Below are 13,013 nucleotides of genomic sequence, written 5' to 3'. Positions count from 1 at the left end.
AGATGACGATGGAAACGACTTTACTTATCATCGGCGGCGGACCGGGCGGCTACGTGGCCGCCATCCGCGCCGGCCAGCTGGGCATCAAGACCGTGCTGGTCGAAGGTGCGCAACTGGGCGGCACCTGCCTGAACGTGGGCTGCATCCCGTCCAAGGCCATGATCCACGCGGCCGAGGAATTTCATAAGGCCTGCCATTACGCGGCGCAGGGGCCTGAGGCATCGCCGCTCGGCATCAGCACCGGCACGCCCAGCATCGATGTCGGCCGCACGGTGGCCTGGAAGGAAGGCATCGTCAAGCGCCTGACCGGCGGCGTCGGCGCGCTGCTGAAGAAGAACGGCGTGCAGGTGGTGCGCGGCTGGGCCCGCATCCTGGACGGCAAGACGGTCGAGGTGCGCGGCGCCGAGGACGGCGGCGGGCCTGGAACCAGCGGCGCCGGCGCGGCCAACGATGCCGGCGGCCAGACCACGCGCATCCGCTGCGAGCACCTGCTGCTGGCCACCGGTTCCGAAGCGGTCGAGCTGCCCTTCATGCCCTTCGGCGGCAAGGTGGTTTCCGCCACCGAGGCGCTGTCGCCCGAGACCCTGCCTGACCACCTGGTGGTGGTCGGGGCCGGCTACATCGGCCTCGAACTGGGCACCGCCTACCGCAAGCTGGGCGCGCGCGTGACGGTGGTGGAAGCCGCCGGCCGCGTGCTGCCGGCCTACGACGACGAACTGGTGCGTCCGGTGGCGGCGCGCCTGAAATCGCTGGGCGTGGAGCTGCACCTGGAATCGAGCGTGCTGGGCATGAGCGAGGACGGCAAGTCGGTGCGTATGAAGAATGCCGGCGGCGAGGAAGTGGCGATCGAGGCCGACCGCGTGCTGGTGGCCGTCGGCCGCCGTCCGCGCACCGCCGGCTTCGGGCTGGAAAGCCTGATGCTGGACATGAACGGCCGCGCCGTCCGCATCGACAACCAGTGCCGCACCTCGATGCGCAACGTCTGGGCGATCGGCGACCTGGCCGGCGAACCGATGCTGGCCCACCGCGCCATGGCGCAGGGCGAGATGGTGGCCGAGATCATCGCCGGCAAGCGCCGCCACTTCATGCCGGCGGCGATACCCGCGGTCTGCTTCACCGATCCGGAAGTGGTGGTGGTCGGCCTGACGCCGCAGGAGGCGGCAAACCAGGGGCTGGATTGCATCGTCGCCAACTTCCCATTCGCCGCCAACGGCCGCGCAATGACCATCGAGGGCACGGAAGGCTTCGTGCGCGTGGTGGCGCGCAAGGACAATCACCTGATCGTCGGCTGGCAGGCGGTAGGCAGCGCGATTTCCGAACTCAGCACGGCTTTCGTGCAGTCGATCGAGATGGGGGCGCAGCTGGAGGATGTGGGCGGGACGATTCATGCGCATCCGACGCTGGGTGAGGCGGTGCAGGAGGCGGCGCTCAGGGCATTAGGGCACGCGCTGCATATTTAGCATGACTCGTCGTTCCCGCGAAGGCGGGAACCCAAGGTGCTAGCATTTCGTTAGCGCATGCAGAACTTGGGGGAATAGTGCCGGGGGCACTATTCCCCTTCGCGGGGAGTCGTTTCCGGCAATGCCGGGCACGACGGTTATTTATTCCGCCGGATATCTTCCTCAGACTGCCTGCTACCCGCATTCCCCGTACTCAGGCTCTCGACGCCGCCCAGTCCAGTCTGCAGCTCACCAGCCTCTTCACTGGCAGCCCCGGCATCCGACCCGACCACATCATCCAGCCGCGAATCCGACTGCCTGTTGCCGCCGACGTCGCTATGCCCCCAGTCATTGTGCTGGTTGCCGGCGCCGATATCAGCGTCCTTCCTGGGTACGTTCGGTCCGTTTTCTGTCGTCATCGAGTCCTCCTTCACTGGCGGTTGCCGGATTTATCACGGTTCAGATTGCCGATTCCTTCCATGCCAGTCTTCAATGAATCGGGTGCGCTGGGACGGAAACCCTGGCTTTGCTCCTGATCACTGTCGGAGGTCATGAGGTCATCGGTCCGGGTGTCGGACTGTGAATTACCAGCGGCGGTTTCGCCCGACATGCGGCCGATATCGCCGGTTCCGCCCGTGCCCATGGTGCTGGCCGAGCTGGTCCCATCCTTCGTGATCTGATCGTAGCTGCGCCCTTTCGGGTCCTTGCCTTCGTTCTGGTTCGACATGAGGTCCTCCTTTCGGTAAGGTCTCATTCATCATAGCCCTGGCGGCGACGAAGACAAATAGGCATGCGCCCGACTGGCTTGTAGGACATGTCGGGCGGAGCATTGTGGAATAATCAAGATCATGAACAAACAACATATCCTCGTCCTGTATGCCCACCCCGCCCCGCACCGCTCGCCGGTCAACCGCCGCCTGGCCGACGCCGCGCGCGCCACGCCCGGGGTCCTGGTCCAGGATCTGTACGACACTTACCCGGACTTCGACATCGACGCCGAACGCGAACGCGCCCTGGTCCAGGACGCCAGCCTGCTGGTCTTCCTGCACCCGATCCGCTGGTACGGCATGCCCTCGCTGCTGAAGGAGTGGATGGATGTGGTGATGGTGCCCGGCTGGGCCTACGGCAAGCCGGATTCCGTGTTGCGCGGCAAAGGCTACTGGCTGGTGGCCACCACCGGCAGCGGCGAGGACGCCTACCGGCCCGGCGGCCTGCACGGGCGTCCGTTCGCCGATTTCCTCGCGCCCTTCGAGCAGACCGCCGCCCTGTGCGGCATGGACTGGATCGCGCCGCTGGTCATGCATGGCGCGGCGCAGGCCGGGGAGCCGGCGGTCGACGCCCACATCGCCGAATTCACGCGCAGGCTGCACGCCTATGCTGCGCCGCTGCAAGCCGCACGCGCCGCGCAGGCGCAAGCGCAGGAGTAGACGATGGAGCACAGCATCCTCACCAACGCGCTCGTCTACCTGGCCGCCGCCGTGCTCGCCGTGCCGCTGTCGAAACGCCTGGGCATGGGCACCGTGCTCGGCTACCTGGCGGCGGGTATCCTGATCGGGCCCTATGGCCTCAAATTGATCGGCAACGTCGAGGACGCCCTGCACTTCGCCGAGTTCGGCGTGGTGCTGCTGCTGTTCCTGATCGGCCTCGAACTGGAACCGGAGCGCCTGTGGGCGCTGCGCCGGCCCATCTTCGGCTGGGGCGGCGCGCAGGTCGCGGCCGTCGCCCTGGCCCTGTTCGGCGCCGCGCTGCTGGCTGGCGTCGGCTGGAAGCTGGCGCTGATCGCCGGCCTGGGGCTGTCGCTGTCCTCGACCGCCATCGCGCTGGCGTCGCTGGAAGAACGCAACCTGATGCCGACCCCCGCCGGCCAGGCCGGCTTCGCGATCCTGCTGTTCCAGGACATCGCCGCGATCCCGATGATCGCCATCGTGCCCCTGCTCGGCATCCCCGACGACGCCGGCTCGAGCGGCAACTTCTGGCTGGCCACCCTGAAAGTGGTGGGCGTGCTGGCCGGGATCATCGTCGGCGGCCGCTACCTGGTGCGCCCGCTGCTGCAGATCATCGCCCGCACCGACACGCGCGAGATCTTCACCGCCTTCGCGCTGCTGCTGGTGATCGCCATCGGTTTGTTGATGCAGTGGATCGAGATGTCGATGGCGCTGGGCGCCTTCATGGCCGGCGTGCTGCTGGCCGACTCCGAATACCGCCATGCGCTGGAGACCGACCTCGAACCCTTCAAGGGCCTGCTGCTGGGGCTGTTCTTCATCGCGGTCGGCATGTCGGTTGATTTCGCGGTGTTCCTGACGCAGCCGTGGATGATCCTGGGCCTGGTGGCGGCCTTCCTGCTCATCAAGACCGCGGTGCTGTACGGGCTCTCGCGGATCTTCGGCATCGCGCGCGGCCAGCACCTGCAGTTCGCGCTGCTGCTGTCGCAGGGCGGCGAATTCGCCTTCGTGGTGTTCGGCGCGGCCGCCACGGCCAAGGTTTTCACCGACGATGTCGCCTCGATGCTGGTGGTCGTGGTCGCGCTGTCGATGGTGGTCACGCCGCTGGTGCTGATGGCCTGGGACCGCATCATGGCGCGCCGGGAGTGCAAGGGCAACCAGCCGGATGCCGACGCCATCGAACCGAACGAGGACCACGTGATCATCGCCGGCTTCGGCCGTTTCGGCCAGATCGTCGGCCGCTTCCTGAACGCGAACGATGTGAAGCTGACGGTGCTGGACCACGACCCCGACCAGATCGAAGTGCTGCGCCGCTTCGGCTTCAAGGTGTTTTATGGGGACGCGACCCGCGCCGACCTGTTGCGCGCCGCCGGCGCCGCCCGCGCCCGCGCGCTGGTGGTGGCGATCGACGATATCGAGGACAGCCTGGAACTGGTCGAGACCGCGCGCCGCGACTGGCCGGATCTGCAGATCTTCGCGCGCGCCCGCAACGTGACCCACTACTACCAGCTGATGGACCGCGGCGTCACGATGATCGAGCGCGAGACCTTCGAGTCATCGCTGCAGATGGGCCGCGCCGTGCTCACCGCCGGCCTCGGACACAACGCCTACCGCGTGCGCCAGGCCGCGCTGAAGTTTAGGAAGCACAATATCGCCAACGTGCACGCGGTCTACCCCTACTACAAGGACCGCGAGCAGTACGAGTCGATGGCCAAGCGGGCGCGCGAGGAGCTGGAGGAGATGATTGCGCGGGACCGGCGGACGCAGGAAGAAGAGACCAGACATGACTGGGATTGAGCGCATCGCCCCGCGCCGGCCTTAGCGCGGATAGACGAAGCCGGTGCGGATGTCCATCGGCAGCAGGCGTCCGCCTTCGCGCACCATCAGCCGCTTGGGCGCTTCGTCGCCGGCCAGCGTGCCCGGTTTGAGGGGCAGTCCCTCGCCCTTGCGCATCAGCGGGTCGCAGCCTTCGGCCACATTGGCGCAGCCCGTGGCCTTGATGAGGGCCTGCACGACGGGCACCTTCCAATGTTCGACACCGGCGGCATTGAACCGGCATACCAGGTAGCCCGCTTCGCCGCCGTAGCTGTGCACCAGCAGTCCGGACAAGCCGTCCTTGTCGCCATCGACCAGCAGGAACAGGGCTTCCGGATCCGCCGCGCGCATTGCATCGGCGCGCAGATCCACTGCGGCCTGGACGCGGCGCTTGATCATCGCGTGGTCGACCGGCTCATCCTCGCGCAGGGTCCAGACCCGGGCGGCGATCTGCGATTTGGCGTTGTAGGCCGCGCGGGCGAGGAACTGGCGCGACGACGACTGTACGATGGCCGTCGCGCCGGGCTTGTTGCGCGCCGAGGGCTTGCCTTCGACCTTGTCGATCGCGGAGAGATAAATCAGCGGGTCGCCGGCAAGGATGCTTTTTTCCTTGCCCTGTTTGATGGTAATGGTCAGCATGTGCGGCTTTCGTCTTCAGGGGCGCGATGATACAGCAAACGGCCGCCGCTCCAGCGCCTTGAGCGATCCCGGGGTGCGCGATAATATCTCGCGGGCGGTTCGACAAGGTCTCGAAAGGAAGCTCATGCATCGTTGGTCACGCTTTGTATTGAACGGAATGCTAGTCGCTGCGATGTTCGCGCTTGCCTTCCTGGCCATCTACAGCCTTCCGGCTGGCGGGCAGGTCGCGACACACTGGGGACCGGATAGCCGTCCCGACGCCTGGGTCGGAGGCTCGGCAATTCATCTGATAAACCCGATCGTCGCCCTGGTGGTCTGGTTTCTGGCTTCGAACGGCAAGCCGCCTGGAACCGCACAGGCGCGGGTTTCAAATGTCCTTCTCATTCAACTGGTAATTCAGCTATCGATTGCGCTCTATGCACGTGGCGCCTGGTCTTGAGCCGCTGCGAAGCTGTACGCGCGCTTCGTGGTTGACTGGCGGGCCTGCCCTATCATTTCTTTCAGGAAGCTTTATTCACCATTAATAAATAAAATCCTGTCTACAAACACTTAGTCCGGAGACGAGATGCCCTTTGACCTGCTTTCACGCCGTTCCACCCTCAAGACCCTGGCCGCCGCCGCGGCTCTGGCCCTGCTCGGCGTCCCCGCCCTCGCCGCTTCCTTCGAATCGACACGCATCACGGTCCGTACCGAGGGCGCCGGCCCGGACGTGGTCCTGATCCCGGGCCTGAATTCCTCGCCGCGCGTCTGGACCGAGATGCTCAAGGCGGTGCCGGGCTATCGCTACCACCTGGTGCAGGTGTCCGGATTCGCCGGCCAGCCCAAGGGCGGCAACGCCGAAGGCCCGGTTGCCGCGCCGGTGGCCGAGGAGATCGACCGCTACATCAAGGAGGCCGGCCTGAAGCAGCCGGCCGTGATCGGCCATTCGATGGGCGGGACCATCGGCATGATGCTGGCGGCGCGCCATCCGGCCGACCTGTCGCGGCTGATGGTGGTGGACATGGTGCCCTTCCTGGGCGTGTTCTTCGGCGGCCCAAGCGCGAATGCGGCGAATATCGTGCCGGTGGCCGACCGCATCGAAGCCGGCATGCGCGCGGCCACGCCGGAGGATCGCAGCAAGCGTGCGGTCGACACCATCAACAGCATGGTCAACACCGAATCCATGCGCGCCGGCGCGATCGAAGATTCGCAGCGCAGCGACGCCGACGTGGGCACGCGGGCTTACCGTGAACTGATCGTCACCGACCTGGGGCCGGAACTGCCGAAGATTTCGGTGCCTGTAACGGTGCTGTACATCCAGCCGAAGTATGTGCCGGTTCCGGTCGAGCATTTCGATGCGGGGTACAAGGCGGCGTTTGCGCCGGTGCAGAAGCTGACGCTGAAGCGGGTGAACGACAGTGCGCACTTCATCATGTGGGATCAGCCGGTGCGGTTTCAGGCGGAGGTGAAGGAATTTTTGGGTAAGCGCTAACGCAAAAACCGTCGTCCCCGCGCAGGCGGGAGAGTGCCCCCGGCACTCTCCCCCCAAGTTCTGCGTGCTTTAACTCTGCCCTGACAAACTTGGGTTCCCGCCTGCGCGGGAACGACGGCTCACCCGTTAACGCCTAAATTTTCGGCGCAGGCTGCTCCGTCCAGGTCGGCCCCCGCGTCACCGGCTTCCCGTCCACCCAATCCACCCGGTCGATACACATCCTGCGCGCGGTCCTGGCCGGATCCCAGGCGTGATACACGATCCAGGTCTCGCTCCCGTCCGGCGACACCGTGAACGAATTATGCCCCGGCCCCAGCAGCTCCCCGGAAGCCGGGGTGCGCATCAGCAGCGCCTCGTGCCCGCCCTCGGGCCGCCGGTACGGCCCCTCGGCGTGCTTGGCCACCACGTAGCTGACGCCATAGTTCTCCTTCTCCCAGGCGCCGCCGCTGTAGAAGCACCAGTAATGCCCGTCGTGGTACAGCAGCGCCGCGCCCTCGACCGTGTGCCAGTCGTAGACGCTGCCGTACATCGGCCGGTCCTTGCGGAACACGTGCCAGTCCTGGTGCGGGCGCACCACCACGCGCGGCTGCCCGGCCAGGGTCGTCATGTCGAGCAGGCGATCGACCACGATGCCGGTGCCGATGCGCTCGTCGTGCGCGGGTTCGAGGAAGTCGACGCAGTAGAACAGCCACCACTGCCCTTCGTCGTCGCGGAAGGGATGGGCGTCGATCGAGAATGGCTGGCCGGGCACGAGGATCTTGCCGGCGTCGACGAAGGGACCCGCCGGGTGCTCGGCCACCGCCACCCGCAGCTTCTGGTCGGTGCCCTCGGGCGCGTTCCCGGACGAGTAATACATGTAGAAGCGGCCGTCGTGGCTGGCGACTTCCGGCGCCCAGAAGTGGTAACCCTGCGCCGCTCCCATCCCGGCGGCCGGCGCCAGCGCGTGGCCGAGCGCCTGCCAGTCGACCAGGTCGGTGGAGCGCAGCACCGGGATCTGCCGGCCGTCGGCGCCGCCCGGCGCGGTGCCGTAGGCGTAGTAGACCCCTTCATGCCGCAACACGAACGGGTCGGCGAAGACCTCCGGATACACCGGGTTGCGGTAGGTGCTCATAGCGAGAAGCGCAGCCCCAGCCCATAGGTGGTCGGGTTGTAGCGGATGTCGCGCGGGCGGATCGGGTCGTTCAGGTAGCTCTCGAACTTCTCCTTGGTGATGTTGATCGCGTCGAACTGCAGCGAGATGCTGGGTGTGATCGCATACGACAGGCTCAGGTCGACGAAGGTGGCGGCCTTGACGTGGCGGTCCTGGCCGAAGCGCGGCTCGGCGATCTGCTCGACGTAGTCGCCGCGATGGGTGGCCGACAAGCGCCCGGTGATGCCCATACCCTCGTACAGCAGCGCGAAGTTGTAGTTCTTCTTCGCCACGCCGATCAATGGCGTGGTCGTGAACTGGTTCCCCGTCGACGAGACCAGGGTCTGGTTCTCGCCCGAGATCCAGGTGTAGTTGGCTTGCGCGCCGAAGTTGCTCCAGATGCCAGGCAGGAAGTCGAAGAATTTCTGGATGCCCAGTTCGGCGCCTTTCAGCTTGCCCGAACCGGAGTTCTGCGGCCGCGTCACGCGGTAATTCAGGCCGCCGATAGTCTCGTTCGACTCCATGTTCTGCAAATAGCCGTCGATATCGCGGTGGAACAGCGCGATCTGCGCGTAGCCGTTCTTCGGGAAGTAGTACTCCAGCGTCGCGTCGAAGTTCTTCGAGCGGGTCGGGCTGAGGTTCGGGTTGCCCGCCGATCCGGTACCGGGCGCATTGACGGTCGGTGGAATCAGCGACAGCGCCGGATTCAGCGAAGCGAAGTCCGGATAAGTCAGGGTCTTGCCGTAGGAGAGGTGCGACTGCAGGTCCGGCAGCCACGCAATGACCGCCGTGGCGCTCGGCAGGAAGTTGTTGTCGCGCGAGGACACGTCGATCGGGCTGATCACGTCGCCGATGCGGCTGTTACCGAGCAGGCTGCGGCTGATGCGCATATACCGCCCGCCGACCGTGCCGCTGACGCTGATCTCGTTGAACTTCGTCTCCCAGCGGCCCTGCAGGTAGACGGTCGTGTTGTTCTCGTTCTGGCTGAAGGCGCGGGTCGGGTCTTCGTCCACGCGGCCCGGCGCTGCGCCATAGAAGGCGCGCACGGTGTCCGCCTGGTCGATCAGGAAATCGTGCGAGGGCGTCATCCAGGGGCCGCCGAGGCGGTCCAGGCCCGGCACCAGCGTCTCGAAGGACGGACCGAAGGCGCCGGTTGGCGAAGCGCGGGTGCCGCTGATGTCGCTGTGGCCTTCCGCGCCCTTGAAGCCGGCGCGGCGCTGCGACAGGCGGATGCCGCTGTCGATACTGCGGAAAAAGCCCTCGTCCCCCAGCCGGTAGCTGCCGTCGAGGCGCCACTGGGTCTGCTCGCCGGTCGAGATGCCCCAGTTCTGCACCATCCCGCGCAGCACGAACTGGTTGGGGTCGCGCAGCGCGGCGCTGCTGCCCGGCGTGGTGACGGTGTTGTAGCCGCCATGGCCGTCGCGGCCGTAGGTGTAGACGTCGATGCTGGCGCCGGGGATCTGCTGGTCGACGATCACGGTGTCGTTGACGAAGGTCGACTTGGTCCACGCGAAGTTGGACGATGCCTTCCACGGCCCGTTCTTGTAGTTGACCGCCAGGTTCATGTAGTGCGTGGTCGTGTGCTCCTTCTGGCCCCAGGTCGAGGTGGCGGTGTAGGGGTCCCAGTCGTAGGGACCGCCGAACTGCGCCGCGCCGGCGTAGGCCGACTGGATCGGGCAGATCGAACCGTTGGGGGTATTGCAGTAGTCGCCCTGCGGCGCCAGCACCACGTTGCTCAGGCGCGGGGTCCAGGTGACGATGCCGAGGATGTAGTCGACCGCGTTGCGCGCGCGGTAGCCGGTGCCGAGGTACTGGGCCGTGACGTCCATCTGCGGGCTGATCTTCCATTGCAGGGCGCCGTGGATGCTGCCGCGGTCGCGCTTGCCCTGGTTGTAGATGCCGCCGACGTTGGGCAGCTCGCCCAGGCGGTCGCCGGCCTTGAGCGGCGCGATCGGCTGGTCGTCGTTGAGGCGCACCGCGGTGCCGTCCGGGCTGACCGAGAAGATGCGGTCCGGGCGGTCGACCCACTGCACCGGATAGCCCCAGTTCTCGCGGTTGAACTGGACGTCGACCAGGGCGCCGATCTCGCCGTAGCTGGTGTTCCAGCGCTTGCTGACGGCGAAGCCGCCGGCCGGGTTGTTCTTGTCGCTGGTGGCGCTGGAACCGTTGATCTTCTGGCGCCGGTCTTCGAGGAAGCCGGTGGCGTTAAAACCCTTCACGTCGAAGGGCGCGCGCAGCCGTACGTTTACGGCGCCGGCGATGCCGCCTTCGAGCTGGTTCGCGGTGGCGCTCTTGTAGACATCCAGGCCGCCGATCGACTGCACCGGCAGGTCCTGGTAGGACAGGCGCCGGCCATTGCCGGTGAAGATCTGGTTGCCGTCGATGGTCGTGACCACGTCCGGCAGGCCGCGGATGATGACGGTGCTGGTCTCGCCGCGGTCGCGGCCCACCTGCACGCCGGCGATGCGCTGCAGGGCGTCGCCGGTGGCGCGGTCGGGGAACTTGCCGATGTCCTCGGCGTTGATGGAGTCGACCACCTGGTCGGCATTGCGCTTGATCGCCTCGGCGCTGCGGATGCTGCTGCGCAGGCCCGTCACCCGTACCTGCTGGACCTCCTGCTGCGTCTGCGCGGGCTGGGCCGGCGCCGCATCGGCCTGCGGCGCGTCGTTCGCGGGGGCGCCGGCGTCGCTCGTCTGGGCCAGGGCGACGTGGGCGATCAGGGCAAGAACGGCCGCGCACACCGGGCGAAGCTGCAAGGTGGTCATGAGCAAGTCTCCTGAAAAAATATTAGTAATAATTTTTATCAGGAAGCTAACGCAAAAGACTTCGGCGGAGCGCGCGCTTGGGCCAGATTCGTATCGGTTTTACAACGCCGGCGGCGCCACCGAATCGCGGCTCACTAGCGGGCATTCGCTCTCGAAAACCATGTTTTCGACGCGTCCGCCGCGCGCCTGGGCGATCAAATTTTCCGCGGCCCATCGGCCCATTTCGTAGTTTGGCAACAACACCGTCGTCAAAGGCGGATGGGTATAGCGCGCCAGGTCCTGGTCGTCGTAACCGACCACGGACAGCGCGCGCGGCACCGCCAGCTTGCGTTCGCGCGCCGCGTCCAGCGCGCCCAGGGCCATCAGGTCGTTGGCGCAGAACAGCGCGCTGGGACGGTCCGGCGCGTCCAGCAGCGACAGCGCATGCGCATAACCGCTGTCGACCTGCCAGTCGCCTTCGCGCACCAGCAGCGGGTCGAAGGCGATGCCCGCCTCCGCCAGCGCCAGCCGGTAGCCCTGCAGGCGGTCGCCGGCGGCCTCGATCCAGCCTTCGCCATTGATGAAGCCGATGCGGCGATGGCCGTTCGCCACCAGGTGCATGGTGGCCGTGTAGCCGCCCTGCCGCTCCGCCGGCACCACCGCCGGGTGGGCGGGTTCGCGCTCATGGCAGTTCAGGAGCACCGTCGGCACGCCCTCCAGCGCCGGCGGCAGACTCACCGCGCGCGTGAAGATGGTGGCGTAGATCACGCCCAGCAGCGCCGGATGGTCGAGCATGCGCGCCAGCACCGCCTGCTCCTGTTCGGGGTCGCCGCGGGTGGCGAAGGCGGCGACCAGGCAATCCTGGTCCCAGGCGCCGTCCTTGGCGCCGTCCATGGTCTGCATCGCGTGCGGGCTGGTGGTCAGCTCGTCGGTCAGGTAGACGATCAAATTACGCGCGGCGCCAGGCCGGTTATCGATGCGGCCGTGGTGGCGTTCGAGCGGGTAGCCAAGTTCGCGGGCGATACGCAGCACCGTCTCGCGGGTCGCGCGCGAGACCTTGGCCCCGCTCAGGTGATTGATCACCAGCGAGACCGTCGACTGCGACACCCCGGCCAGCTTGGCGATGTCGGTCATGGTCGGACGGCGGCCGCGCGCCGGCCTGTTCATCGCTCGCCCTCCTTACGCCGCGGGCGCCGGCGTCCGGCCGCTGCGTTCGCGCGCCGGCATGGCCGCACCGTCGGCGCCGAACAGATAAGCCTGGCCCGGCTCGAAGGCCAGCAGCACCGGCGAACCGACTGCCGGCGCAGGCTGGCCGCCGCCGCATTTGACGGCCACCATTTCCGGCGCACCCTCGACCTGCACGTAAGCCAGAATGACGTCGCCCAGGTACTCGACCAGGCCGACCGTGCCCGGAATGCCGCCCGATGCCCCCGCCCCTGCACGCTGCATGCGCAGATGCTCGGGCCGCACGCCCAGGATCAGCCTCGCGCCCACCGCCGCGTTGTCGGCATCGGCCGCGACCTCCACCTGCGCCCCGCCCGCCAGGCGCACGGTGGCGATGTGGCCCTGCTCGCCCACCAGGCTGGCCTCCAGGAAGTTCATGCGCGGCGAACCGAGGAAGCCGGCCACGAACAGGTTCGCGGGCTTTTCATACAGTTCGAACGGCGTGCCCACCTGCTCGATGCGGCCGGCGTTGAAGACCACGATCTTCTGGCCCAGGGTCATGGCCTCGACCTGGTCGTGGGTCACGTAGATCATGGTGGTGGCCAGTTCGCGGTGCAGCCGGGCCAGCTCGACCCGGGTCTGGGCGCGCAGCGCCGCGTCGAGGTTGGACAGCGGCTCGTCGAACAGGAAGACCTCGGGTTTGCGCACGATGGCGCGGCCGATCGCCACCCGCTGGCGCTGGCCGCCCGACAGGGCTTTCGGCTTGCGCTCCAGCAGATGGCCGATCTGCAGGATCTCGGCGGCGCGCTGCACGCGGTCCGCGATCTCGTCCTTCGGCAGCCTGGCCAGCTTGAGCGCGAAGCCCATGTTCTCGGCCACCGTCATGTGCGGGTACAGCGCATAGCTCTGGAAGACCATGGCGATGCCGCGGCGCGACGGATCGACGCCGAGGCTGGGCACGCCGCCAATTTCCAACTCACCCGCGCTCACGTCTTCCAGGCCCGCGATGATGCGCAGCAGGGTCGACTTGCCGCAGCCGGAAGGCCCGACGAAGACCACGAACTGGCCGTCCGCGATATCCAGGTCGATGCCCTTGATGACGGGATTGTCGCCGTAGTCCTTCCTGATGCCGCGCAGCCTGACAGATGCCATATCGAGAGTCTCCTTGTT

At 66.9% G+C, this 13,013-nt stretch carries 12 protein-coding genes; 5 read left to right on the top strand and 7 right to left on the bottom strand.

Features of this window, described 5'->3' with window-relative positions; translation table 11 throughout:
- The first annotated feature begins 2 nt into the window (after positions 1-2).
- Positions 3-1,460 carry a dihydrolipoyl dehydrogenase gene (gene lpdA, locus ACFPO9_RS00370; protein ID WP_379765360.1) on the top strand — a complete coding sequence of 486 codons (1,458 nt, stop codon included), beginning with the start codon at positions 3-5 and terminating at the stop codon, positions 1,458-1,460.
- A gap of 137 nt (positions 1,461-1,597) precedes the next feature.
- Here lpdA and ACFPO9_RS00365 read toward each other — a convergent pair whose 3' ends face one another.
- Together ACFPO9_RS00365 and ACFPO9_RS00360 are read right to left on the bottom strand one after the other, a co-directional pair.
- Positions 1,598-1,858: a hypothetical protein gene (locus ACFPO9_RS00365; RefSeq protein ID WP_379765357.1), complete on the bottom strand. Its 261-nt coding sequence runs from the start codon at positions 1,856-1,858 to the stop codon at positions 1,598-1,600.
- Positions 1,859-1,869: 11 nt separating this feature from the next.
- Entirely contained in the window at positions 1,870-2,166 is a 297-nt protein-coding gene (locus ACFPO9_RS00360; RefSeq protein ID WP_379765354.1) for a hypothetical protein, read from the bottom strand.
- A gap of 121 nt (positions 2,167-2,287) precedes the next feature.
- Here ACFPO9_RS00360 and kefF point away from each other — a divergent pair, with 121 nt between their 5' ends.
- Together kefF and kefC are read left to right on the top strand one after the other, a co-directional pair.
- Positions 2,288-2,866 carry a glutathione-regulated potassium-efflux system oxidoreductase KefF gene (kefF, locus tag ACFPO9_RS00355; RefSeq protein ID WP_379765351.1) on the top strand — a complete coding sequence of 193 codons (579 nt, stop codon included), beginning with the start codon at positions 2,288-2,290 and terminating at the stop codon, positions 2,864-2,866.
- Positions 2,867-2,869: 3 nt separating this feature from the next.
- Positions 2,870-4,678, top strand: a complete 1,809-nt coding sequence (gene kefC, locus ACFPO9_RS00350; protein ID WP_379765348.1) for a glutathione-regulated potassium-efflux system protein KefC — start codon at positions 2,870-2,872, stop codon at positions 4,676-4,678.
- A gap of 21 nt (positions 4,679-4,699) precedes the next feature.
- Here kefC and ACFPO9_RS00345 read toward each other — a convergent pair whose 3' ends face one another.
- Positions 4,700-5,335 (bottom strand): SAM-dependent methyltransferase, encoded by a 636-nt coding sequence (locus ACFPO9_RS00345; protein WP_379765345.1) that lies wholly within the window; start codon positions 5,333-5,335, stop codon positions 4,700-4,702.
- Between ACFPO9_RS00345 and ACFPO9_RS00340 the strand changes: the two genes are divergently transcribed.
- The gene (locus tag ACFPO9_RS00340; protein WP_379765343.1) at positions 5,325-5,774 is read left to right on the top strand and encodes a hypothetical protein; all 450 of its coding nucleotides are present in this window, start codon (positions 5,325-5,327) and stop codon (positions 5,772-5,774) included. The two genes, ACFPO9_RS00345 and ACFPO9_RS00340, sit on opposite strands and share 11 nt — an antisense overlap.
- 126 nt (positions 5,775-5,900) lie before the next feature.
- A complete protein-coding gene (locus ACFPO9_RS00335; protein ID WP_379765340.1) occupies positions 5,901-6,806 on the top strand; it encodes an alpha/beta fold hydrolase in 906 nt (301 codons plus the stop codon).
- Positions 6,807-6,939: 133 nt separating this feature from the next.
- Here the strand turns inward: ACFPO9_RS00335 and ACFPO9_RS00330 are convergent, their stop codons facing one another.
- The 4 genes from ACFPO9_RS00330 to ACFPO9_RS00315 form a co-directional block, all read right to left on the bottom strand.
- Entirely contained in the window at positions 6,940-7,917 is a 978-nt protein-coding gene (locus ACFPO9_RS00330) for a glycoside hydrolase family 43 protein (RefSeq protein WP_379765337.1), read from the bottom strand.
- Complete coding sequence (locus tag ACFPO9_RS00325; RefSeq protein ID WP_379765334.1) at positions 7,914-10,700, bottom strand: TonB-dependent receptor; 2,787 nt, start codon at positions 10,698-10,700, stop codon at positions 7,914-7,916. The genes ACFPO9_RS00330 and ACFPO9_RS00325 overlap by 4 nt, the downstream gene beginning before the upstream one ends.
- Before the next feature lie 99 nt (positions 10,701-10,799).
- A complete protein-coding gene (locus ACFPO9_RS00320) occupies positions 10,800-11,846 on the bottom strand; it encodes a LacI family DNA-binding transcriptional regulator (protein WP_379765331.1) in 1,047 nt (348 codons plus the stop codon).
- A 12-nt stretch (positions 11,847-11,858) separates the two neighbouring features.
- Positions 11,859-12,995 carry an ABC transporter ATP-binding protein gene (locus ACFPO9_RS00315; protein ID WP_379765328.1) on the bottom strand — a complete coding sequence of 379 codons (1,137 nt, stop codon included), beginning with the start codon at positions 12,993-12,995 and terminating at the stop codon, positions 11,859-11,861.
- Positions 12,996-13,013: the final 18 nt, after the last annotated feature.

This window comes from Massilia aerilata (assembly GCF_042656905.1).
Classification (GTDB): domain Bacteria; phylum Pseudomonadota; class Gammaproteobacteria; order Burkholderiales; family Burkholderiaceae_D; genus Telluria; species Telluria aerilata.
Note: the sequence above shows the minus strand (reverse complement) of the source record. Positions and strands in the feature narration are given on the sequence as shown.

Bases quoted from the DNA above. Each gene is read 5' to 3' on its own strand.
- lpdA (WP_379765360.1), top strand. From the start codon at position 3: ATGACGATGGAAACGACTTTACTTATCATCGGCGGCGGACCGGGCGGC.
- ACFPO9_RS00365 (WP_379765357.1), bottom strand. From the start codon at position 1,858: ATGACGACAGAAAACGGACCGAACGTACCCAGGAAGGACGCTGATATC.
- ACFPO9_RS00360 (WP_379765354.1), bottom strand. From the start codon at position 2,166: ATGTCGAACCAGAACGAAGGCAAGGACCCGAAAGGGCGCAGCTACGAT.
- kefF (WP_379765351.1), top strand. From the start codon at position 2,288: ATGAACAAACAACATATCCTCGTCCTGTATGCCCACCCCGCCCCGCAC.
- kefC (WP_379765348.1), top strand. From the start codon at position 2,870: ATGGAGCACAGCATCCTCACCAACGCGCTCGTCTACCTGGCCGCCGCC.
- ACFPO9_RS00340 (WP_379765343.1), top strand. From the start codon at position 5,325: ATGGTCAGCATGTGCGGCTTTCGTCTTCAGGGGCGCGATGATACAGCA.
- ACFPO9_RS00345 (WP_379765345.1), bottom strand. From the start codon at position 5,335: ATGCTGACCATTACCATCAAACAGGGCAAGGAAAAAAGCATCCTTGCC.
- ACFPO9_RS00335 (WP_379765340.1), top strand. From the start codon at position 5,901: ATGCCCTTTGACCTGCTTTCACGCCGTTCCACCCTCAAGACCCTGGCC.
- ACFPO9_RS00330 (WP_379765337.1), bottom strand. From the start codon at position 7,917: ATGAGCACCTACCGCAACCCGGTGTATCCGGAGGTCTTCGCCGACCCG.
- ACFPO9_RS00325 (WP_379765334.1), bottom strand. From the start codon at position 10,700: ATGACCACCTTGCAGCTTCGCCCGGTGTGCGCGGCCGTTCTTGCCCTG.
- ACFPO9_RS00320 (WP_379765331.1), bottom strand. From the start codon at position 11,846: ATGAACAGGCCGGCGCGCGGCCGCCGTCCGACCATGACCGACATCGCC.
- ACFPO9_RS00315 (WP_379765328.1), bottom strand. From the start codon at position 12,995: ATGGCATCTGTCAGGCTGCGCGGCATCAGGAAGGACTACGGCGACAAT.